Annotated in this window: 19 protein-coding genes; 16 read left to right on the forward strand and 3 right to left on the reverse strand. The window is 67.7% G+C overall.

Going from position 1 to position 21,226, the window contains the following annotated elements:
• Positions 1-29: 29 nt before the first annotated feature.
• Positions 30-2,417: a TonB-dependent receptor gene (locus C9412_RS11650; protein ID WP_107231766.1), complete on the reverse strand. Its 2,388-nt coding sequence runs from the start codon at positions 2,415-2,417 to the stop codon at positions 30-32.
• Between the two features lie 336 nt (positions 2,418-2,753).
• On the opposite strand from C9412_RS11650, the gene C9412_RS11655 reads away from it, so the two are divergent.
• Positions 2,754-4,619, forward strand: a complete 1,866-nt coding sequence (locus C9412_RS11655; RefSeq protein ID WP_006438468.1) for an ABC-F family ATP-binding cassette domain-containing protein — start codon at positions 2,754-2,756, stop codon at positions 4,617-4,619.
• Positions 4,620-4,697: 78 nt separating this feature from the next.
• Here C9412_RS11655 and ampR read toward each other — a convergent pair whose 3' ends face one another.
• Positions 4,698-5,564 carry a LysR family transcriptional regulator AmpR gene (gene ampR / locus C9412_RS11660; RefSeq protein WP_107231767.1) on the reverse strand — a complete coding sequence of 289 codons (867 nt, stop codon included), beginning with the start codon at positions 5,562-5,564 and terminating at the stop codon, positions 4,698-4,700.
• Positions 5,565-5,739: 175 nt separating this feature from the next.
• Here ampR and blaL2 point away from each other — a divergent pair, with 175 nt between their 5' ends.
• The 4 genes from blaL2 to C9412_RS11680 all read left to right on the forward strand — a co-directional run bounded on the left by blaL2 (position 5,740) and on the right by C9412_RS11680 (position 10,326).
• Complete coding sequence (gene blaL2 / locus C9412_RS11665) at positions 5,740-6,654, forward strand: L2 family extended-spectrum class A beta-lactamase (RefSeq protein WP_107231768.1); 915 nt, start codon at positions 5,740-5,742, stop codon at positions 6,652-6,654.
• An 85-nt stretch (positions 6,655-6,739) separates the two neighbouring features.
• A complete protein-coding gene (locus C9412_RS11670) occupies positions 6,740-7,969 on the forward strand; it encodes a cation:proton antiporter (RefSeq protein ID WP_107231769.1) in 1,230 nt (409 codons plus the stop codon).
• A gap of 104 nt (positions 7,970-8,073) precedes the next feature.
• A complete protein-coding gene (locus C9412_RS11675; protein ID WP_107231770.1) occupies positions 8,074-9,630 on the forward strand; it encodes a hypothetical protein in 1,557 nt (518 codons plus the stop codon).
• Between the two features lie 60 nt (positions 9,631-9,690).
• A complete protein-coding gene (locus tag C9412_RS11680) occupies positions 9,691-10,326 on the forward strand; it encodes a hypothetical protein (protein WP_107231771.1) in 636 nt (211 codons plus the stop codon).
• 134 nt (positions 10,327-10,460) lie between these two features.
• Here the strand turns inward: C9412_RS11680 and C9412_RS11685 are convergent, their stop codons facing one another.
• Positions 10,461-11,192: a DUF3011 domain-containing protein gene (locus C9412_RS11685; protein ID WP_107231772.1), complete on the reverse strand. Its 732-nt coding sequence runs from the start codon at positions 11,190-11,192 to the stop codon at positions 10,461-10,463.
• Positions 11,193-11,350: 158 nt separating this feature from the next.
• On the opposite strand from C9412_RS11685, the gene aspS reads away from it, so the two are divergent.
• The 11 genes from aspS (at position 11,351) to tolQ (ending at position 21,211) form a co-directional block, all read left to right on the forward strand.
• Positions 11,351-13,102 (forward strand): aspartate--tRNA ligase, encoded by a 1,752-nt coding sequence (gene aspS / locus C9412_RS11690; RefSeq protein WP_107231773.1) that lies wholly within the window; start codon positions 11,351-11,353, stop codon positions 13,100-13,102.
• Between the two features lie 16 nt (positions 13,103-13,118).
• Positions 13,119-13,442 (forward strand): DNA primase, encoded by a 324-nt coding sequence (locus C9412_RS11695; RefSeq protein ID WP_107231774.1) that lies wholly within the window; start codon positions 13,119-13,121, stop codon positions 13,440-13,442.
• 31 nt (positions 13,443-13,473) lie between these two features.
• The gene (locus C9412_RS11700) at positions 13,474-13,995 is read left to right on the forward strand and encodes a GNAT family N-acetyltransferase (protein WP_107231775.1); all 522 of its coding nucleotides are present in this window, start codon (positions 13,474-13,476) and stop codon (positions 13,993-13,995) included.
• Positions 13,996-14,070: 75 nt separating this feature from the next.
• Positions 14,071-14,703, forward strand: a complete 633-nt coding sequence (locus tag C9412_RS11705; protein ID WP_107231776.1) for an alpha/beta fold hydrolase — start codon at positions 14,071-14,073, stop codon at positions 14,701-14,703.
• 185 nt (positions 14,704-14,888) lie between these two features.
• The gene (locus tag C9412_RS11710) at positions 14,889-15,620 is read left to right on the forward strand and encodes a YebC/PmpR family DNA-binding transcriptional regulator (protein WP_107231777.1); all 732 of its coding nucleotides are present in this window, start codon (positions 14,889-14,891) and stop codon (positions 15,618-15,620) included.
• 105 nt (positions 15,621-15,725) lie between these two features.
• Positions 15,726-16,247, forward strand: a complete 522-nt coding sequence (gene ruvC, locus C9412_RS11715; protein ID WP_107231778.1) for a crossover junction endodeoxyribonuclease RuvC — start codon at positions 15,726-15,728, stop codon at positions 16,245-16,247.
• A gap of 13 nt (positions 16,248-16,260) precedes the next feature.
• Entirely contained in the window at positions 16,261-16,854 is a 594-nt protein-coding gene (ruvA, locus tag C9412_RS11720; protein ID WP_010481591.1) for a Holliday junction branch migration protein RuvA, read from the forward strand.
• A gap of 49 nt (positions 16,855-16,903) precedes the next feature.
• Positions 16,904-18,823: a potassium transporter Kup gene (locus C9412_RS11725; RefSeq protein ID WP_107231779.1), complete on the forward strand. Its 1,920-nt coding sequence runs from the start codon at positions 16,904-16,906 to the stop codon at positions 18,821-18,823.
• A gap of 136 nt (positions 18,824-18,959) precedes the next feature.
• Complete coding sequence (gene ruvB, locus C9412_RS11730; RefSeq protein WP_107231780.1) at positions 18,960-20,000, forward strand: Holliday junction branch migration DNA helicase RuvB; 1,041 nt, start codon at positions 18,960-18,962, stop codon at positions 19,998-20,000.
• The gene (ybgC, locus tag C9412_RS11735; RefSeq protein ID WP_107231781.1) at positions 19,990-20,421 is read left to right on the forward strand and encodes a tol-pal system-associated acyl-CoA thioesterase; all 432 of its coding nucleotides are present in this window, start codon (positions 19,990-19,992) and stop codon (positions 20,419-20,421) included. Before ruvB ends, ybgC begins: the two co-directional genes overlap by 11 nt.
• A gap of 10 nt (positions 20,422-20,431) precedes the next feature.
• On the forward strand, positions 20,432-21,211 hold the full coding sequence (gene tolQ, locus C9412_RS11740) for a protein TolQ (RefSeq protein WP_006438802.1): 780 nt from the start codon (positions 20,432-20,434) through the stop codon (positions 21,209-21,211).
• The last annotated feature ends 15 nt before the right edge of the window (positions 21,212-21,226 follow it).

Raw genomic sequence — 21,226 nt, forward strand, 5'->3', positions numbered from 1 at the left:
GAATGCCGGCCAGCGGCCGGCACTACCGCTTACCAGGTGTACTTGATGCGGCCGTACACATAGGCGCCGTTGAAGCCGAACGGCGAGTAGTTGCTGTACGGCAGCATGCCGAAGGTGGAGTTCTGCAGGTCCTCGGTGCGGTCCGGGTACTTGTCCAGCAGGTTGTCGGCGCCCACGGTCAGGGTCCAGTTGCTGCTCGGCTTGTAGCTGGCCGAGGCATCCACCACCCAGGCGTCGCCGTAGGTCTGGTCGCGCAGCGCGGTGGCCGAGTTGCGCACGGTGAACTTGCCGTAGCGGGTTGCGGCCAGACCCAGCTCCCAGTGATCCGAACGCCAGGTGCCGCTCAGGATCGCCTTGTCGCGCGGGTAGCTGTCCTCGATGCGGCCGATTTCATCGCGGCCGATCAGCGACTGGTTCAGGCCCAGCGTGCCGAACACCGCCGGGGTGCCGCCGACGCGGCGCACTTCGGTGTCGTTGTAGCTGTAGGCGGCGGTCAGTTCCAGGCTGCTGGCGCTGAACGGCACCGTGTAGCTGGAGACGAAGTCGACGCCCCGGGTACGCGTGTCCAGGCCGTTGGTGAAGTACGAGAACGCGGTGACCTGCGGCAGGCCCAGGGTGCCCAGCAGCGCGCTGGTGGCGGCGTTTGTGGTGATGCTCGACGACAGCGCGATGCGGTCATCGATGTCGATCTGGTAGGCGTCGACGGTGATGTACAGGCGGTCCACCGGCTGCAGCACCAGGCCGACGCTGTAGGACGTGGAGGTCTCGGCCTTCAGCGGTGAAGCGCCCAGTGCCTGCGCGGCCTGGCTGGTGGTGGGGAAGGTGCCGCGCTCGACGAACACGCCGTTGGTGAACTGGCTGGTGACCGCCTGGTAGCCCTGCTGCGCCAGCGACGGCGCGCGGAAGCCGCTGGAGGCGGTGGCGCGCAGTGCAACCTTGTCGGTGAACGCATAGCGCGCCGACAGCTTGCCCGAGAAGCGGTCGCCGAAGTCCGAATAGTCCTCGTAGCGGCCGGTGATGCCGGCCGAGAACTTCTCGGTCAGGTCCGCTTCCAGGCCCGCATAGACCGCGTAGTTGTGGCGGTCGGCATGCACTTCATTGGTGGGGGTGAAGCCACCGAAGCCCTGCGCGCCACTGCCGGTGTACGAGTTCAGTTCGCCCGGGTTCTGGTCCCACTTTTCCTTGCGGTACTCACCACCGAAGGACAGCGTGACCGGATAGGCCAGGCCCCAGTCCAGCGACTTGGTGAGGTCGGCGTTGAAGATGTCCTGCCGGTACTTCAGCGTGCCGTCGTAGAACGAACGCGGGCTGGTCGCGCCCAGGCTGTAGTTGATGCTGTTGCGGGTGTGGAAGTCCAGGGTGTTCTCGCCGTGGTTCAGGCTCAGGTCCCAGGTCCAGCCGTTGTCGGTGTTGCCCTTGACCCCGGCCACCAGCGAGCGGTCCTTGGAGTACTGGTTGATCTCCGGCACGAAGCCGTCCGGGTAGGTCTGCGCCAGCAGTGCGCTCTGGCCGTTGTGGTTGCGCGAGCGATAGAACGCGAACGAGGTGATGTCGCGGTTGCTCAGCAGCGCGCTGGCATAGCCAGTCACGTGGTCGCTGAAATCGAAGCTGGCATTGGCCGACGCCGCCGTGGCATCCACGCGCGGATCGCCGACGATGAAGGTGGTCTGGCCGATGCTGGGGAAATTGCCGGTGTTCGGGGTGGTGCCGCGGTACGGGCCTGCGCGGTTGCTCTCGTCCTGCTGGCTGATCTGGCCGGCCACGTGTACGCGGCCGCGGCCGTTGCCGAACTCGACGCCGGTATCGCCGGAGAGCTGGTACTTGTTGCCGTCACCGGCCGAGTACTGGCCGTAATCCACCGCCAGGCTGCCACCGCTGCCGCTGCCCTTGAGCACGATGTTGATGACGCCGGCGATGGCGTCCGAGCCGTACTGCGCCGAGGCGCCGTCGCGCAGCACTTCCACGCGCTCGATGGCGGCAATCGGGATCGCGTTGATGTCCACCGCCGACGAACCACGGCCGATGCTGCCGTTGACGTTGATCATCGCCGAGGTGTGCCGGCGCTTGCCGTTGACCAGCACCAGCACCTGGTCCGGCGACAGGCCGCGCAGCTGTGCCGGGCGCACGCCACTGGTGCCGTCGGTCAGGGCAGGGCGCGGGAAGTTCAGCGAGGGCAGGGCGCGTGACAGCGCGGTGGCCAGCTCGCTGGTGCCGGTGGACTGCAGCGCTTCGGGGGTGATGATGTCGATCGGCGACTGCGATTCGGCGACCGTGCGGTCGGCCACGCGGGTACCGGTGACGATCACCGTGTCCAGGGTGTTGGCGGCGGTGCCGGCCTGCTGGGCAGCGGCAACGAACGGAGAGCCACCGAGTGCGACAGCGACGGCGGCGGCGATCAGGCTGGTCTTGCGGGTCATCGGGATGGGGCTCCGGTTGGCGGGGGTGGCACCGGAATCGACATCACGGGGGTGAGGCGGACGGCGGTTGTTGCGGTGCGCAAAGCAGGAATTAACGGGATATTCAGTGCCTGTCAAATGCCGGTCATCGGGAAAAACGTTGCAGCAGCAACCATTTAGCCGTGACCGGCACTGACCGGGGAGGGGGCCCGGGACGCGCGCGGCGAGGACGTGGGAGAGAGGAACGCCGGCCGCCGCGCATCCCGGGGCGCGTCAAGTATTCGTTAACGCTAGAATTGCGTCGCAGGAACAGTGCTCACCAGCACATTCCATCCGGTTATATGGACCCCACCCCCGATGATCTCCCTTCGTAATTTCGCCTTGCGCCGCGGCGAGCGGCTGCTGTTGTCCAATGTCGACCTGACCCTGCACGCCGGTTACCGGGTGGGTGTGGTCGGCCGCAACGGTGCTGGCAAGTCCAGCCTGTTCGCGGCGGTGAAGGGCGAGCTGGAGGCGGACAAGGGCGATGTCGATCTGCCCGGCAAGGTCCGTATCGCCAGCGTTGCCCAGGAAACCCCGTCGCTGCCCGACCCGGCGCTGAGCTTCGTGCTGGGCGGTGACATCGAAGTGGCCGCGGTGCTGGCCGCCGAGGCCGACGCGACCGCCCGCGAGGACTGGGAAGCGGTGGCCGAAGCGCACACGAAGATGGCCGAGCTGAACGCCTACGATGCCGAAGCGCGCGCCGGCAAGCTGCTGCACGGCCTCGGCTTCCCGGCCGAGACCCACCACCGCGCGGTGTCCTCGTTCTCCGGCGGTTGGCGCGTGCGCCTGAACCTGGCCCGCGCGCTGATGATGCCCAGCGACCTGTTGCTGCTGGACGAACCGACCAACCACCTGGATCTGGACGCGGTGTACTGGCTGGAACAGTGGCTGCTGAAGTACCCGGGTACGCTGCTGCTGATCTCGCATGACCGCGAGTTCCTCGACAACGTTGCCACCCACACCCTGCACCTGCACGGTGGTGGCGCCAAGCTCTACCCGGGTGGCTACACCGATTTCGAGCGCCAGCGCGCCGAACAGCTGCGCCAGCAGCAGATCGCGCACGAGAAGGAACAGGCCGAGCGCGCCCACCTGCAGAGCTTCATCGACCGCTTCAAGGCGCAGGCCAGCAAGGCCGCGCAGGCGCAGAGCCGCATGAAGCGCCTGGCCAAGCTGGCCGGCACCGAAGCGGTGCGCGCCGAGCGCGAGTTCCGCATCGAGTTCGCGCCGCCGGCCAAGCTGCCGTTCTCGCTGATCCGCCTGAACCACGTCGAGGCTGGCTACGGCAAGGACGCGGTGATCCTGCACAACGTCGGCTTTGGCCTGGAAGCGGGCCAGCGCATCGGCCTGCTCGGCCCGAACGGCGCCGGTAAGACCACCCTGGTGAAGACCCTGGTGGGCGAGCTGGCGCCGATCGTCGGCGAGCGCATGGCGCACCCGGACCTGAAGATCGGCTACTTCGCCCAGCACACGGTGGAGTCGCTGCACGAAGGCCAGTCGCCGATGGAGCACTTCCGCGAGATCGCCCCGGACGCGCCGAACCAGTCGTTCCGCGATTTCCTCGGCAAGTGGAATTTCCCGGGTGACCGCGCGTTCGAACCGGTCGATGGTTTCTCCGGTGGCGAGCGCGCGCGCCTGGCGCTGGCGCTGATCGCCTGGCAGCAGCCGAACGTGCTGCTGCTGGACGAACCGACCAACCACCTTGACCTGGAAATGCGCGAAGCGCTGGCCGAAGCACTGGCCACCTTCGAGGGCGCGATCGTGATGGTCTCGCATGACCGTCATCTGATCGGCCTGGTCTGCGATACCTATTGGCGCGTGGCCGATGGCGTGGTCGAGCCGTTCGACGGTGACCTGGATGCGTACGCCGCGTGGCTGCGCACCCGTCCGCAGGCGCAGGGCACCAAGGCGCGCATGGAGCAGGTGGAAGAACCGGTGGTGGTCAAGACCGCGCCGGTGGCGCAGGTGGTGCAGAAAAAGCCGGTGAACCCGCACAAGCTGGCCGCCGCCGAAGCCAAGGTGGCCGAGCTGGAAGGCGCCCTGGCCGAACTGGACCGGCAGTTGGCCGACCCGGCCAATTACGCCGATGCCACCCGCATGGCGGTGATCGGTCGCGACCGCGAAACCGCCGCTGCGCAGCTGGAAAAAGCCGAAGCGGCGTGGATGGAACTGCTGGAATCCTGACCGGTAGTGCCGGCCGCTGGCCGGCAGCGCGATGCGCTCACAGCGATCCAGGGGTTGCCGGCCAGCGGCCGGCACTACCTACGCGCCCTGCGCCTGCAGCCATTCGCGGAAGCGCTTGGCCGGCTCGCGCTCGGCGCGCGAGCGCAGCCGCGTCAACCAGTAGCGGCCCAGCTCCAGCGTGGTGCTGAACGGCTGCAGCAGACGGCCTTCGGCCAGTTCCTGCTCGAACATGCGCAACGGCAGCAGCGCTACGCCGGCACCACCGGCGGCGGCCATCGCCACCGTCAACGAGGAATCGAACACCGGCCCGCGCGCTTCGACGCCGCTGACACCGGCCGCCTGCAACCAGCGCGGCCATTCGTCGCTGCGGTAGGAACGCAGCAACGGCAGCGCGCCCAGATCGCGTGGCTGCTTCAGCCGTCGCGCCAGCGCCGGCGCACACAGTGGCGCGAACGGCGCATCGAGGATCGCGCTGCAGGCCTGGCCCTGCCAGTCGCCGTCGCCGAAGCGGATCGCCAGGTCCAGGCCCTCGCCGGCCAGATCGATGCGGTTGTTGTGGGTCTGCAGGCGCAGCTCGATGTCCGGGTGCGCGGCCTCGAACGCGGCCAGCCGCGGCAGCAGCCAGCCGGTGGCGAAGGTGCCGACCACGCCAAGGGTCAGCACCTCACGCGCCGGGCCGCCGGTGTAGCGCGCGATGCTGGCCGAGATGCGCTCGAACGATTCGTTGAGCACCGGATACAGCGCCGCGCCTTCATCGGTGAGGGCGACACCGCGCGGCAGGCGATGGAACAGGCGGATGCCGAGACGATCCTCCAGGCCACGGATCTGATGGCTCAGTGCCGCCTGGCTGACGCACAGTTCCAGCGCGGCACGGGTGAAATTCTGGTGGCGCGCGGCGGCCTCGAAGGCGCGCAGGGCGTTCAGCGGCAGGGTAGGGTGCAGCATGGCGCAGTCGTGAGCTGGAATGATGGCTGATCGTAACGCGACAACGGGCAATTCCGGAAAATTAAGGGGTTGAATGCGACAGGTATGAATTCAGCTAATGGCTGGCGCTGATTTTTTGCGCTGGTCGTTCCTGGAGGGGGGCGCCAATAATCGATCGGTCTCCAGGAGAACCCCTATGCTCGCCCGTCGCCGATTCCTGCAGTTCAGTGGTGCCGCCGTTGCTTCCTCGCTCGCCCTGCCGTTGCTGGCACGCGCGGCGGGCGAGACGACCCCCGCCGCCGCCCCTGTCGATGCCGCCATCGGTGCCGCAAGCGATTTCGCCGCGCTGGAAAGGGCCTGCGCCGGCCGTCTGGGCGTGACCCTGCTCGATACCGCCAGCGGCCGCCGCGTCGGCCATCGCCAGGACGAGCGTTTCCCGATGTGCAGCACCTTCAAGAGCATGCTGGCGGCCACCGTGCTCAGCCAGGCCGAGCGCGCCCCCGCGCTGCTCGACCGGCGCGTGCCGGTGCGCGAGGCCGACCTGCTCTCGCACGCGCCGGTCACCCGGCGCCACGCCGGCAAGGACATGACCGTGCGCGATCTGTGCCGGGCCACGATCATCACCAGCGACAACACCGCCGCTAATCTGCTGTTCGGCGTGGTCGGCGGCCCGCCGGCGGTCACTGCGTTCCTGCGTGCCAGCGGCGATACGGTCAGCCGCAGCGATCGGCTGGAGCCGGAAATGAACCGCTTTGCCGAAGGCGATCCGCGCGACACCACCACGCCGGCGGCGATGGCCGGTTCGCTGCAGCGTGTGGTGTTGGGGCAGGTGCTGCAACCGGCATCGCGGCAACAGCTGGCCGACTGGCTGATCGACAATGAAACCGGCGATGCGTGCCTACGCGCCGGCCTGGGCAAGCGCTGGCGGGTGGGTGACAAGACCGGCAGCAATGGCGAAGACGCGCGCAACGACATCGCCGTGCTGTGGCCGCGTGCCGGTGGTGCGCCCTGGGTGCTGACCGCGTATCTGCGCGCCGGACAGATCAGCTACGAGCAGCAGGCCGCGGTACTGGCGCAGGTGGGGCGGATCGCCGATCGGCTGATCGGGTGAGGTAACCGGGAGCCATTCATCGGCGGCTTGCCGGATCGGTCTTGGACGCGCATCCTGCGCGCGTTCCAACCCCACGGAAGACCCCATGAGCCATGAACTGATCTACCTGCTGCTGATCTTCGCGTTGCTGGTGATCCCACGCGCGCTGCAGCGTTTCAGCCTGCCTGCGCCGTTGACCTGCCTGTTGTTCGGCATCATCGGCATGCTCTGGCTGGGTGATCAGGCCCATGATGCGGTGATCGGACTGCTGGCCACGCTGGGCATTTCCTCGCTGTTCCTGTTCGCCGGCCTGGAAGTGGACCTGCAGGCGCTGCGCCGGGGCATGTGGCCACTGCTGGCGCATCTGGTGATCCGCACCGGCACCCTGTTCGGGGTGGGCTGGCTGGCCTGGCGCTATGCCGGGTTGCCCTGGCAGGCCGCCGGTCTGCTGGCCCTGGCGCTGTTGACCCCGTCCACCGGTTTCATCATGGATTCGCTGTCGCGGCTGGGCCTGAGCGAGGACGAGCGGTTCTGGGTCACCAGCAAGGCCATCGCCGGCGAGCTGCTGGCGCTGGCGGCGTTGTTCATCGTGCTGCAGGCCGGCGATCCGGGCCACATGGCGCTGTCCAGCCTGGCCCTGCTGGCGATGATGATCGGCCTGCCGCTGCTGTTCATCGCGTTGGGCCGCTGGGTGGCGCCGCACGCGCCCGGTTCGGAGTTCTCGCTGCTGGTGATGGTGGGCATGGTGGCGGCCTACATCACCTACCTGCTGGGCGTGTACTACCTGGTCGGCGCGTTCATCGCCGGGCTGGTCGCGCGTCTGCTGCACCAGCGCATGCCGCTGCTGGCCTCGCACGAGAACCTGCACGCGCTGCGCCTGTTCGCCTCGTTCTTCGTGCCGTTCTACTTCTTCAACGCCGGCACCAAGGTGCCCAGCGAAGCGCTCAGCTTCGAGGCGCTGGGGCTGGGCATCGTGATCACCCTGGTGGTGCTGCCGCTGCGCATCGGCGTGGTCTGGCTGCAGCGCCGGGTGATGTTCGGCGAAAGCTTCCGCAGCAGCCTGCGGGTGTCGTTGGCGCTGGCGCCGACGCTGATCTTCACCCTGGTGCTGGCGGCGATCATGCGTGAGCGCTTCCAGATCCCGGCGGTGCTGTTCGGCGCGCTGCTGCTGTATGCCGCGCTGACCACCCTGCTGCCGTCGCTGGTGTTCCGCACTCCGTTCGATGTCGATCCGGTGGAACAGGAACCGGCGGGCAAGGGCGAGACTGCGCCGGTAGCGGCCACCGAGGTCATCCACGCCGAGCCGCTGAAGGCACCGCTGCCACCGCAGGCGTGAGCCGCCGCCACGTGCAGCGGCTTGCGCTTGCCTGCGCCAACACAGACACTGCGCGCCCGTGAAGCGCGCCCTGTGAGGGGCGGCCACTGTCAGGAGCAACAGGCGTGACCCAGGAAACCCATCCAGACCGCCGCCTGTTGCCGGGCAGGATCCTGTTGTGGTTCTCGGCGTTCGCGCTGTTGATCCTGCTGGCCTGCAGCTGGTCGATGCCGCCGGTCGATGCCTCTGGCTTCCGGCAGACGCAGACCGCGCTGTCGATCGACTGGCTGCTGCGCGGTGGCCCCTGGCTGGACTACATGACCCCGGTGCTGGGCGCGCCCTGGTCGATTCCCTTTGAATTCCCGTTCTACCAGTGGCTGGCAGCACTGCTTTCCAGTCTCACCGGCATGAGCGCGGACAACAGCGGGCGGCTGGTCTCCACGCTCTTCCACGCCGGCTGCATCTGGCTGGTCTACCGCGCGCTGCTGGCGTGGCGTCCTGATCGCACGCTGGCGGTGTGTGTCGCCGGTGGGTTCGCTGTATCACCGTATGCTCTGTTCTGGGGGCGCTCGGTGATGATGGAATCCAGCGCGGTGTTCTTCGGCCTGCTCTTTGTCTGGGCGATGGCACGCCTGCGCAGCCAGCCGCGCGTGTGGGTGGGGGTGGTCGCCGTTGTCGCGGCGGTGCTGTCGGCGGCGATCAAGGTCACCTCATTCTTCGGTTTTGCCGTGTTCGTTGCGCTGGCGTTCGTGTGGCTGGCCGTGCGTGAGCATGGCTGGCGCCCGCAGTGGCTGCAGCAGCACTGGCGGCTGATGTTCTGGGGTGGCCTGTCCGCGCTTGCCGTGCTGGCCACGCTCAGCCTGTGGCTGCAGCATGCCGATGCCCTGAAGGCACAGTCGGCGCTGGGGCGGCAGATCACCTCCGACGCGCTGTCCACCTGGAACTACGGCACGCTGCAGCAGCGTCTGGATCCGGCCACCTGGTGGGGCACCGTGTTCAAGAAGCGCTTCGCCGGTGCCATCGGCTCCAACTGGATCTTCCTCATCTTCGTCATCGCCGGGCTGTGGCAGGCACGCACGCGCACGGCGGTGGCGGTGCTGCTGCTGGCCTACCTGGCGCCGTTCCTGGTCTTCACCAACCTGCACATCGCCCATCCGTACTACCAGGCGGCCAACATCGTGTTCGCCACCTCGATCATCGGCCTGGTGCTGTGGTCGACGGTGCTGGCGGCGGAGGCGGCGGGCAAGCCGCGCCGCGGCGTCGTGCTGGCGATCATCCTGTGCGTGCTGTCGCTGGGGCTGGGCCTGGTGAAGTCGCTGAAGGACATCAAGGAAGCGCGCGCGCCTACGCCGGTGTCGCAGATTGCCGAGGTCGTCCGCAACGGCACGATGGAGCAGGGCGTGGTGGTGGCATTCGGCCAGGACTGGTCCTCCGAACTGGCCTACTTCTCCGGCCGCCGCGCCTTGATGATTCCGGATTGGACATCCGACGAGGTGCTTGCATCGCTGGCGGCCGACGATGCCGCCCTGGGTGGGTTGCCGCTGGCTGCGCTGGTCAACTGCCCCAACCACGTGGGCAGCACCGCGCAACGCCTGCAGTGGCAGGCGGTGATCACAGCGCGCTACGCCGCCGGGGGCGAGAAGCAGGATGTGGCGGGCTGCGAGGTCTGGCTGCGGCGCTGATGCGCTGCGGCCGATCCGCACGGTTTGCGCCCACCGGCTGGGGCCGTTAGGGTTGCAGGCATGAAAGTGCCTGCCGTTGCTTCCGCCCTCCTGCTCGGCCTTGCGGCCTGTTCGCAGCCCGCCGAGACGGTCACCCATGATCTGGCCACCGCGCCGGCCGATGCCTTCCTGGCGGCGATCGCCGCGCACTGCGGGCAGGCCTATGAAGGCAAGGTGGTGCAGGACACGCCCGCGCCGACCGGCAAGGATCCTTTCGCCGGCCAGCGCCTGGTCATGCACGTGCGCGGCTGCGCAGACCCTGCCCATGAGCTGCGCATCCCCTTCCATGTGGGCGATGACCACTCGCGGACCTGGGTGCTGACCCGCACCCCGACCGGGCTGCGGCTGAAGCACGACCATCGCCATCAGGATGGCAGTGCCGATGCGATCACCCTGTATGGCGGCGACAGCACGCCACCGGGAACCGCCGGGCGCCAGCAGTTCCCGGCCGATGCCGATTCGGTGGCGATGTTCCGCAGGGCCGACATGCTGGCCTCGACCCACAACACCTGGGCGATGGAGATCGATCCTGACCAGACCTTCGTCTACGAGCTGACCCGTCCGGACGGCCGCCGTTTCCGTGTGCAGTTCGACCTGGCCAAGCCGGTCGACCTGCCGCCCCCGCCCTGGGGCGACGAAGCCTCACCGGCACGCTGACTCCGGGGTCGGATCCCTCCTGCGGAGGGCTCCGACCCCGGAGTGACCTCCAGTAGATCGACGCCATGCGTGGATGCGGGATGCCTGATCAGGGTCAGAGCCCTGGCCGCTGGCCAGGGATCCGACCCCGCACCTCAGCGCACGCCGAAGCGCGCGCGGCAACCGTTGCTCACCCACACCTGGCCGCGTGAATAGCCCCAGCTGCGGCCTTCCTGGCAGGCGCTGCCGGACAGCTGCTGCTGCAGCACCGGGCGGCCCTGGCGCTCATCCCAGTCGCAGTTCTGCGTGCGGTTGTTGTTGCTGCTGCAGGTGATCGAGTAGTTGCTGTTGCCACCGCCCCAGCCGCCACCGCCGCCGCCCCAGCCGCGGGCTTCGGTGAACTCGGCGCGGCAACCATTGCTGACCCAGACCGCGCCGTTGCGCACGCCCCAGGTACGGCCTTCGGTACACGGGCTTCCCGACAGCTGGCGGACCAGGCGGGCGTTGCGCCAGCCGACCGGGCAGCTGCGCTCGCGGTTGTTCTGGCTCTCGCAGCGGATCGTCTGGCCCGAGCCGCCGTTGTTGCCACCCCAGCCGCCGCCGTTGCCGCCACGGGCCTCGACGAACTCGGCCCGGCAGCCATTGGTGACCCAGATGCTGCCGTTGCGGCTGCCCCAGGTGCGGCCTTCCTCGCAGGCCGAGCCGGACAGTTGGCGGACCAGCTGCGCATTGCGCCAGCCGGTGCTGCAGACCCGTTCGCGGTTGCTCTGGCTCTCGCAGCGGACCACGCCGTTCTGCGCGTGTGCGGCGGGCGCGGGCAGGGCGACGCTGGCAAGGCAGCCCAGGCTGAGGGTCACGGCCAGGCTGGCCAGGGACGGCAGGTTCATGGCAAATCCCCATACGGTGGGTGGTGCGCGACTATAAGGACCAGACGGATAAAGCCGGTGTGACTGCGCACATTTGCCCCGGCCGGGGCCTCGGCCGCAGAATACGGGGCTTTCCGGTCCCCTTCGGTGCCGGCGTTCTCCAGCGGAGCTTTCCCCCCATGCGTACCCACTTCTGCGGCCTGGTCAACGAGACCCTGATTGGCCAGACTGTCACCCTCGCCGGCTGGACCGACGTGGCCCGTAACCAGGGCGGCGTCTGCTTCATCGATCTTCGCGATCATGAAGGCATCGTGCAGGTGACGGTGGAGGTGGACAATGCCGAGGTGTTCGCCGTGGCGGCCTCGCTGGGCTATGAGGATGTGCTGCAGGTGGAAGGCGTGGTGCGCGCGCGCCACGCGGTGAACGACAAGATCGCCACCGGCAAGGTGGAAGTGATCGCCACCGCCATTACCGTGCTGAACAAGGCCGCGCCGCTGCCGTTCCACGCCCATGAGAACCCGGGCGAAGACACCCGCCTGAAGTACCGCTACCTGGACCTGCGCCGCCCGGAAATGCAGCGCATGCAGCGCACCCGCATCAAGCTGGTGCAGGCCCTGCGCCGCCACCTCGATGCGCGCGGCTTCCAGGACATCGAAACCCCGATCCTGACCAAGGCCACTCCGGAAGGCGCCCGCGACTTCCTGGTGCCGGCGCGCATGCACCCGGGTGAGTTCTACGCACTGCCGCAGAGCCCGCAGCTGTTCAAGCAGATCCTGATGGTGGCCGGCTTCGACCGCTACTACCAGATCGCGCGCTGCTTCCGCGACGAAGCCCTGCGTGCCGACCGCCAGCTGGAATTCACCCAGCTGGACATGGAATTCGCCTTCGTGCGCGAGCGCGACGTGCAGGATTTCGTCGAGGACATGATCCGCGCCATCTTCAAGGAAGTGGTGGACGTGTCGCTGGCGGCCAGCTTCCCGCGCATGACCTGGGCCGAGGCCATGCGCCGCTATGGTTCGGACAAGCCGGACCTGCGCATCGCGCTGGAACTGGTGGACGTGGCCGAGCTGGTCAAGGACAGCGAGTTCCCGGTGTTCACCGGCCCGGCCAATGATGCCGAGGGCCGTGTGGCCGCGCTGCGCATTCCGGGCGGCGCCACCCTGTCGCGCAAGCAGATCGACGAGTACGCCGCGCACGCCGCCAAGTACGGCGCCAAGGGCCTGGCCTACATCAAGATCGCTGACAATGGCGAAGTCAGCTCGCCGATCCAGAAGTTCTTCAGCGAAGAGCGTTTCGCTGCGCTGGTGGCCCACGTCGGCGCCGGCAACGGTGACATCGTGTTCTTCGGTGCCGGTGGCTACAACAAGGTCTCCGACTTCATGGGCGCGCTGCGCCTGAAGGCCGGCAAGGACTTCGGCCTGGTCGCCGACGGCTGGGCGCCGCTGTGGGTCACCGACTTCCCGATGTTCGAGTGGGACGAGGAAGAACAGCGCTACGTCGCCCTGCATCACCCCTTCACCGCGCCGGCCGTGGACGATATCGCCGACCTGCGCGTCAACGCCCGTACCGCCGTCTCGCGCGGTTACGACATGGTGCTCAACGGCAATGAAATCGGCGGCGGCTCGATCCGTATCCACCGCCCGGACATGCAGAGCGCGGTGTTCGAACTGCTCGGCATCGGCGCCGAAGAAGCCCGCGCCAAGTTCGGCTTCCTGCTCGACGCGCTGAACTACGGCGCGCCGCCGCACGGTGGCATCGCCTTCGGCATCGACCGCATCGCCGCGCTGATGGCCGGCACCGAGTCCATCCGCGACGTCATCCCGTTCCCGAAGACCACCGGTGCACAGGATCTGATGACCGACGCGCCGTCGCCGATCGTCGACACGCAGCTGGCCGAAGTGCACATCCAGGTTCGCCCCAAGACCAACTGATCAGGAGATCCAGGCAATGACCGAGTTTGCGTTTTCGCTGGAATGGGAAAAGCTGGGCAATGAAGGCTCCGAGGCCACCCTGGTCACCGAGCGTGCACGTGTGTTCGGTGGTTGGCTGGTCCGCGTCGGTACCAACCCGGCGGCGATGGCCCTGACCTTCGTCGCCGACGGCGAAGGCCGTTGGGACGGTGAAGACTTCGGCGTCGAGGATTACGAGGACGACGAAGAGGAAGAAGAGTACGACGAGGACGAGGACGGCGAAGAAGAGGAAGAGGACGAGGACGAAGAGGAATACGAGGAAGAGGAAGACGAAGCCGCCGAAGCCCCGGAAAAGGCTTGACCGGCCCTTCGCGCTGACGTCAACTTCCTGCATGTATTCGATCCGCCGCGCCACCGTGGACGACGCGCCGACCCTGTCGGCGCTGGCTGCGCGCACGTTCACTGAAACCTTCGGCCATCTGTATCCGCCGCAGGACCTGCAGGCCTTCCTCGAGGAGGCCTACACGGTCGAGCGCCAGCGTACGATCCTGGCCCACCCCGATTACGCGGTGTGGCTGCTGGAACTGGACGGGGAGGCGGTCGGCCATGCCGCCGCCGGCCCCTGCGGGCTGCCGCATCCGGAAGTGAAACCCGGTGATGGCGAGCTCAAGCGCCTGTACCTGATCAAGACCCAGCAGAGCTGTGGCTGGGGCAGCCGGCTGCTGGAAACCGCGCTGGCCTGGCTGGAGCGCGAAGGCTCGCGCACGCTGTGGCTGGGCGTGTGGTCGGAGAACTTCGGCGCGCAGCGCTTCTATGCCCGCTATGGTTTCGAGAAGGCCGGCGAATACCTGTTCCCGGTCGGTGACACCCACGATCTCGAGTTCATCCTGCGCCGCGCACCGCGCGCGTCCTGACGTTCACCGCCGCTTGCCACGCACGCGTGTCCAATCGTCCTACGTTCCTGCCCCGCTGACTGCCAGGCTGTCTGCATGACTCCCCCCGTACTGCTGCTGCATGGCATCTGGAACGCCCGCGCGTGGGTCGGGCCGCTGGCCTGGCGCCTGCGCGCGCGCGGTTTCCAGGTGCACACCTTCGGTTATTCCTCGGTGTTCGGAGGGCCGGAGGTGGCCGTGCCGCAGTTGCTGGAGCGGCTGGCCGACGCCGGCCCGTTGTCGCTGGTGGGACACAGCCTGGGCGGTCTGCTGGCGCTGGAAGCCCTGCGCCGCACCCCGCAGCTGCCGGTGCAGCGCGTGGTCTGCCTGGGCTCGCCGCTGCGTGGCAGTGGCACCGCACGCTCGCTGTCCGAGCACGGCTGGGGCCTGGCGCTGGGGCGCAGCAGCGAACTGCTGCTCGATGGCCTGCCGGACTGGAAGGGCAGGGCCGAGGTCGGGCTGATCGCCGGCTCGGTGCCGCATGGGCTGGGCAGCCTGCTGGGCGCGATCGATGATGCCTCCGATGGCACCGTGGCGCTGGCCGAGACCCGCCTGCCGGGGCTGGCCGACCATTGCGTGGTGCGTACCAGCCACAGCGGCCTGGTGGTATCACCCGATGCCGCGCGACAGACCGCGCATTTCCTGCGCCACGGCCAGTTCGACCACAGCCGCGACGCCGCCGCCGCGTAGGTTGACGGGTGAGAACGACCTGCCTTGGTGGGTGCGGCCGGTCTGCCCTGGTGGGTGCGAACCGTTGGTTCGCACGCCAGTCACCGGCCACGGTCCTGCGGCATCACCTCGCCCTAGACACGGTTGCAGCGCCCGATCAGGTAGAATCCGCGCCTTGATCCTGAAGCAGCCAGACGGTAGCACCCATGGGTAGAGGCCCCTCCATCGAAGCCCGCAAGAACGCGTCCGACGCGAAGCGTGGCAAGATTTTCACCAAGATCATCCGCGAGATCGGCGTGGCCGCGCGCGGCGGTGGAGGCGACCCCAACAACAACCCGCGCCTGCGCGTAGCGATGGACAAGGGCCTGGCCGTGAACATGTCCAAGGACGTGATCGAGCGCGCCATCAAGAAGGCCACCGGTGAACTGGAAGGCGTCGATTACGAGGAAATCCGCTACGAGGGCTACGCCCCCGGTGGCGTGGCCGTGATCGTCGACTGCCTCACCGACAACCGCGTGCGCACCGTGGCCGATGTCCGCCACGCGTTCAGCAAGTGCGGCGGCAACATGGGCACCGAAGGTTCGGTGGCTTTCATGTTCAAGCGCCTGGGCGTGCTCAGCTTCGCCCCGGGTGCCGACGAAGATGCCATCACCGAGGCGGCCATCGAGGCCGGCGCCGACGACATCGTGGTCTATCCGGACGACGGCTCGATCGATGTGGTCACCAGTCCTGACGCGTTCAACACGGTCAAGGACGCGATGACCGCCGCCGGGCACGTTGCCGACCACGCCGAGATCACCTTCCGCGCGGACAACGACATCAAGGTCGAAGGCGAGGTTGCCCAGCAGGTGAAGAAGCTGCTGGACATGCTCGAAGACCTGGACGACGTGCAGGACGTGTATTCCAACGCCGAACTCGGCGCCGACGCCTACGCCTGAGCCGTCACCGACGGCCTGGGCGCGGGCCGTTGAACGGTCATCGCGGACAGTCATGAGCCCATACGCCTGCCAGCGCCTCCCGTTCCGCCCCGCCAGGAGTGCGGCATGACCCGCATCCTCGGCATCGATCCCGGTTCGCAGCGGACCGGGGTCGGCATCATCGATGTCGATGCCGCCGGCCGCGTCAGCCACGTGCACCACCAGCCGCTGGTGCTGCTGGGGGCGGACGATTTCCCGCAGCGCATGAAACTGCTGGTGCTGGGCCTGGCCGACCTGTGCCAGCAGTACCAGCCGCAGGAAGTGGCCATCGAAAGGGTCTTCATGGCGCGCAACCCCGATTCGGCACTGAAGCTGGGCCAGGCCCGTGGCGCGGCGATCTCGGCGGTGGTGCTGCGCGACCTGCCGGTGCACGAATACGCCGCCAGCGAGATCAAGCTGGCGGTGGTCGGCCGCGGTGGCGCCGAAAAGCAACAGGTTCAACACATGGTTGGGCTCATGCTCAACCTGAAAACCAAGCTGCAGGCCGACGCGGCCGACGCGTTGGCCGTGGCGATCACCCATGCCCACGTAAGGGCAACGGCCAACCGCCTGGGGCTCAGTGCCCGCCAGGCGTGGGGCCGCAAATGAGGAGCTGCACGCAATGATCGGTCGACTGCGCGGCATCGTCGCCTACAAGGCGCCGCCGTGGCTGGTGGTGGATGTGAATGGCGTGGGCTACGAACTGGAGGCGCCGATGAGCACCTTCTACGACCTGCCTGAACTCGGCCGCGAGGTCACCCTGTACACCCATTACGCGCAGAAGGAAGACAGCGTCTCGCTGTACGGCTTCCTGCGCGAGGGCGAGCGCCGCCTGTTCCGCGATGTGCAGAAGGTCAGCGGCATCGGCGCGAAGATCGCGCTGGCCGTGCTGTCCGGCGTCACCGTTGAAGAGTTCGCGCGCATGGTCCAGGCCGGTGACATCACCGCGCTGACCCGCATCCCGGGCATCGGCAAGAAGACCGCCGAGCGCATGGTGCTGGAGCTGCGCGACCGCGCGGCCCAGTTCGGTGCCGGCGGCGCACTGCCCACCGGCAGCGGTCCGGCCCCGGCCGACCCGTTGTCCGACGCCACCGTGGCGCTGCAGCAGCTGGGCTACAAGCCGGCCGAAGCGGCGCGCATGGCCCGTGACGCCTTCAATGAAGGCGACGAAGTGGCCACCGTGATCCGCAAGGCGCTGCAGTCGGCGCTGCGCTGAGCCGCTTTCCCTCCCTTCAACGAACCGCCTGAGCTTCGCCAGGAGTCCCATGTCCAGCAGTCAAACCCCGCACGCAACCGCCCCCGGCGGCCACGGTCACGCCCCTCCGGCCGGAGGCATGGCGCTGATCATCGGTGCGATCGGCGTGGTCTTCGGCGATATCGGTACCAGCCCGCTGTACACCCTGAAGGAAGCGTTCTCGCCGCACTACGGGCTCAACAGCGACCATGACACCGTGCTGGGCGTGCTGTCGCTGGCGTTCTGGGCGCTGAACATCGTGGTCACCCTGAAGTACGTGACCATCATCATGCGCGCCGACAACGATGGCGAGGGCGGCATCATGGCGCTGATGGCGCTGACCCAGCGCACCCTGCGCAACGGCTCGCGCTCGGCGTATGTGGTGGGCATCCTCGGCATCTTCGGCGCCTCGCTGTTCTTCGGTGACGGCGTGATCACCCCGGCCATTTCGGTGCTGGGCGCGGTCGAAGGCCTGGAGGTGGCCGCCCCCGGCCTGCATGCGTTCATCGTGCCGATCACCGTGGTGGTGCTGCTGATGGTGTTCGCCGCGCAGCGCTTCGGCACCGAGAAGATCGGCAAGGCGTTCGGCCCGATCACCTCGGTCTGGTTCATCTCGCTGGCGGCGATCGGCATCTACAACATCGTCGACGCGCCGGAAGTGCTCAAGGCCTTCAACCCGTGGTGGGCGATCCGCTTCTTCATGGAGCACAGCTGGCACGGCATCTTCATCCTGGGTGCGGTGGTGCTGGCGGTTACCGGCGGCGAAGCGCTGTACGCCGACATGGGCCATTTCGGCGCCAAGCCCATCCGCCACGCCTGGTACTTCTTCGTGCTGCCGTGCCTGGTGCTGAACTACCTGGGGCAGGGCGCACTGGTGCTCAACCACCCCGAGGCGCTGAAGAACCCGTTCTTCGAAGCGGTGCCGTCGTGGGCGCTGTACCCGATGATCATCCTGGCCACGATGGCGGCGGTGATCGCCTCGCAATCGGTCATCACCGGCGCGTTCTCGGTCTCGCGCCAGGCCATGCAGCTGGGCTACATCCCGCGCATGCGCATCAAGCACACCTCGCACGACACCATCGGCCAGATCTACATCCCGGGCATCAACTGGGGTATCGCGGTGATGGTGATCGGGCTGGTGCTGGCCTTCCGCAGCTCGTCCAACCTGGCCGTGGCCTACGGCATCTCGGTGTCGGCCACGATGCTGATCGATACCCTGCTGCTGGCCCTGGTCGCCCGCTCGCTGTGGCCGAAGGCCCGCGCCTGGCTGCTGCCGCTGTGCGTGGTGTTCTTCATCATCGATCTGGGCTTTGTCATCGCCAACGGCGCCAAGCTGCTGCAGGGCGCCTGGTTCCCGGTGGTGCTGGGCATCTTCCTGTTCACCATGATGCGCACCTGGCGCCGTGGCCGCGAGCTGCTGCGTGATGAGATCCGCAAGGACGGCATCCGCCTGGATACCTTCCTGCCGGGCCTGATGCTGGCACCGCCAGTGCGCGTGCCGGGCACCGCGGTGTTCCTCACCGCCGACCCGACCGTGGCCCCGCACGCGCTGATGCACAACCTCAAGCACAACAAGGTGCTGCACGAGCGCAACGTGTTCCTGCACGTGGTCACGCTGCCGGTGCCGTATGCGCCGGAAGGGCAGCGGCTGAAGATAGAATCGGTGGGCGATGAGTTCTACCGGGTCTACGTGCGCTTCGGCTTCATGGAAACCCCGGACGTGCCGCTGGCGCTGATGCGCTCCTGTGACCACGGCGGCATCTACTTCGACCCGATGGACACCACCTTCTTCGCCAGCCGCGAGACCATCGTGGCCACCGCCAACCGCGGCATGCCGATCTGGCGCGACAAGCTGTTCGCGCTGATGCACCGCAACGCCGCCCCGGCGACCGGGTTCTTCCGCATTCCCGGCAACCGGCTGGTCGAGCTGGGCGCGCAGGTCGAGATCTGACGTGCGCGGGGTCGGATCCCTTTTCCACAGGAAAAGGGCTCTGACCCCATGTTGCCGGTGTCCCGGTTCGGGGTCAGAGCCGTTTTCCGGCGGAAAACGGATCCGACCCCATACGCTTTTGCCGCATAATCAGCACATGACCGACGACCGCATCATCGGCGCCGGCGCCACCCGCGAGGATGACGCCGCCGACGCCAGCATCCGCCCCAAGCGCCTTGCCGATTACCTTGGCCAGGCCCCGGTGCGCGAGCAGCTGGAGATCTACATCGAAGCGGCCAAGGCCCGCAGCGATGCGCTCGACCATGTGCTGATCTTCGGCCCGCCGGGCCTGGGCAAGACCACCCTCAGCCACGTCATCGCCAACGAGCTGGGCGTGGCGCTGCGGGTCACCTCCGGCCCGGTGATCGAGAAGGCCGGCGATCTGGCCGCGCTGCTGACCAACCTGCAGCCGCACGATGTGCTGTTCATCGACGAGATCCATCGCCTGTCGCCGGTGGTGGAAGAAGTGCTGTACCCGGCGATGGAAGACTTCCAGATCGACATCATGATCGGCGAGGGCCCCGCGGCGCGCTCGATCAAGATCGACCTGCCGCCGTTCACCCTGATCGGCGCCACCACCCGTGCCGGCCTGCTGACCGCGCCGCTGCGCGACCGCTTCGGCATCGTCCAGCGCTTGGAGTTCTACAGCGTCGAGGAGCTGACCCGGATCGTGCGCCGCTCGGCCGCCATCCTCGGCATCGACTGCACCGCCGATGGCGCCGGCGAGATCGCGCGCCGCGCGCGGGGTACCCCGCGTATCGCCAATCGCCTGCTGCGCCGCGTGCGTGACTACGCCCAGGTCAAGGCCGGTGGCCATATCGACGAGCCGGTGGCCCAGGCGGCCATGAAGATGCTCAAGGTCGACCCGGAAGGCTTCGACGAGCTCGACCGGCGCCTGCTGAAAACGATGGTGGACTACTTCGATGGTGGCCCGGTCGGCATCGAATCGCTGGCCGCCGCGCTGTCCGAAGAGCGCGGCACGCTCGAAGACGTGGTCGAACCCTACCTGATCCAGCAGGGCTTCCTGGTGCGCACCGCGCGCGGCCGCATGGCCACCCACAAGGCCTACCGGCACATGGGCCTGAAGCCGAAGAACCCGCCGCAGGACCTGTTCGCGGAGGTTCCCGATGTCGGTTGAGCCGCGATTCAGTTGGCCGACACGCATTTACTGGGAAGATACGGACGCAGGCGGGGTGGTGTACCACGCCCGCTACGTGGCCTTCATGGAACGGGCCCGGACCGAATGGATGCGCGCGCTGGGCTACGGCCAGGAGCGCATGCGCAGCGAGCACGGCATGGTGTTCGCGGTGCGCTCGATGCAGATGGATTTCATCAGGCCGGCACGGCTGGATGACACCCTGCAGGTGAGCGCCACCCTGGTCCAGCTGAAGAAGGCCAGCATGGTCTTCCACCAGCAGATCCTGCGCGACGGCGAGCTGCTGCTGTCCGCGCAGGTCCGCATCGCCGCACTGGAAGCGGCCAGTTTCCGCCCGCGTGGCATGGACGACGCTGTCCTTGCCGTGCTGCAACCCCACCTCCACCCCGAATCCGAACTTTGAGGAACAACGGATGATCGCAACGCTCCTGGCCCTGCAGGCCACGGTCACCGAGGCACTGCCGGCCGATGTCAGCAACGCCGCGACCCAGACCCTTGCCCAGGCCACCACCGGCGGCGGCATCAACTACCTCGAACTGATGGCCAAGGCCAGCCTGCCGGTGAAGATCATCGTGCTGCTGCTGCTGGTCGGCTCGTTCGTCAGCTGGGTGATCATTTTCCGCAAGGCCCGCGTGTTCAAGCAGGCCACCCGAGAGGCCGACGAGTTCGAGAACCGCTTCTGGTCCGGCGCCGACCTGGGCAAGCTGTACAGCTCGGCCACCGACCGCAGCCGCAATGTCGGCGGCCTGGAAGCCATCTTCGAAGCCGGCTTCCGCGAATACACCCGCCTGCGCGACAAGCGTCGTCTGGACGGCCGCGCGCAGCTGGAAGGCGCGCAGCGCGCCATGCGCACCACCTACACCCGCGAAGTGGACCAGCTGGAACGCAACCTGGAACTGCTGGCCAACATCGGCTCGACCGCGCCTTACGTGGGCCTGGTCGGTACCGTGTTCGGCATCATGGTGACCATGCACGACATGATCAGCAGCGGTGCGCAGGCCGGTATTGCCGCCGTCGCGCCGGGTATCTCCGAAGCGCTGTTCGCCACCGCCATCGGCCTGTTCGTGGCCATTCCGGCGGTGTGGGCCTACAACCGCTTCACCACCCGCGTGGAGCGCATGTCGGTCCGCTTCGAGACCTTCGCCGAAGAGTTCAGCTCCATCCTGCAGCGCCAGAGCGCTGGCGACGAGTAAGCGCCTGACCCGGGA

Source organism: Stenotrophomonas sp. Nf1 (assembly GCF_003028475.1).
Lineage (GTDB): Bacteria > Pseudomonadota > Gammaproteobacteria > Xanthomonadales > Xanthomonadaceae > Stenotrophomonas.

What these genes read in the sequence shown, in the direction of transcription:
- C9412_RS11650 (WP_107231766.1), bottom strand. Translation starts at nt 2,417, where the DNA reads ATGACCCGCAAGACCAGCCTGATCGCCGCCGCCGTCGCTGTCGCACTC.
- C9412_RS11655 (WP_006438468.1), top strand. Translation starts at nt 2,754, where the DNA reads ATGATCTCCCTTCGTAATTTCGCCTTGCGCCGCGGCGAGCGGCTGCTG.
- ampR (WP_107231767.1), bottom strand. Translation starts at nt 5,564, where the DNA reads ATGCTGCACCCTACCCTGCCGCTGAACGCCCTGCGCGCCTTCGAGGCC.
- blaL2 (WP_107231768.1), top strand. Translation starts at nt 5,740, where the DNA reads ATGCTCGCCCGTCGCCGATTCCTGCAGTTCAGTGGTGCCGCCGTTGCT.
- C9412_RS11670 (WP_107231769.1), top strand. Translation starts at nt 6,740, where the DNA reads ATGAGCCATGAACTGATCTACCTGCTGCTGATCTTCGCGTTGCTGGTG.
- C9412_RS11680 (WP_107231771.1), top strand. Translation starts at nt 9,691, where the DNA reads ATGAAAGTGCCTGCCGTTGCTTCCGCCCTCCTGCTCGGCCTTGCGGCC.
- C9412_RS11685 (WP_107231772.1), bottom strand. Translation starts at nt 11,192, where the DNA reads ATGAACCTGCCGTCCCTGGCCAGCCTGGCCGTGACCCTCAGCCTGGGC.
- aspS (WP_107231773.1), top strand. Translation starts at nt 11,351, where the DNA reads ATGCGTACCCACTTCTGCGGCCTGGTCAACGAGACCCTGATTGGCCAG.
- C9412_RS11695 (WP_107231774.1), top strand. Translation starts at nt 13,119, where the DNA reads ATGACCGAGTTTGCGTTTTCGCTGGAATGGGAAAAGCTGGGCAATGAA.
- C9412_RS11700 (WP_107231775.1), top strand. Translation starts at nt 13,474, where the DNA reads ATGTATTCGATCCGCCGCGCCACCGTGGACGACGCGCCGACCCTGTCG.
- C9412_RS11705 (WP_107231776.1), top strand. Translation starts at nt 14,071, where the DNA reads ATGACTCCCCCCGTACTGCTGCTGCATGGCATCTGGAACGCCCGCGCG.
- C9412_RS11710 (WP_107231777.1), top strand. Translation starts at nt 14,889, where the DNA reads ATGGGTAGAGGCCCCTCCATCGAAGCCCGCAAGAACGCGTCCGACGCG.
- ruvC (WP_107231778.1), top strand. Translation starts at nt 15,726, where the DNA reads ATGACCCGCATCCTCGGCATCGATCCCGGTTCGCAGCGGACCGGGGTC.
- ruvA (WP_010481591.1), top strand. Translation starts at nt 16,261, where the DNA reads ATGATCGGTCGACTGCGCGGCATCGTCGCCTACAAGGCGCCGCCGTGG.
- C9412_RS11725 (WP_107231779.1), top strand. Translation starts at nt 16,904, where the DNA reads ATGTCCAGCAGTCAAACCCCGCACGCAACCGCCCCCGGCGGCCACGGT.
- ruvB (WP_107231780.1), top strand. Translation starts at nt 18,960, where the DNA reads ATGACCGACGACCGCATCATCGGCGCCGGCGCCACCCGCGAGGATGAC.
- ybgC (WP_107231781.1), top strand. Translation starts at nt 19,990, where the DNA reads ATGTCGGTTGAGCCGCGATTCAGTTGGCCGACACGCATTTACTGGGAA.
- tolQ (WP_006438802.1), top strand. Translation starts at nt 20,432, where the DNA reads ATGATCGCAACGCTCCTGGCCCTGCAGGCCACGGTCACCGAGGCACTG.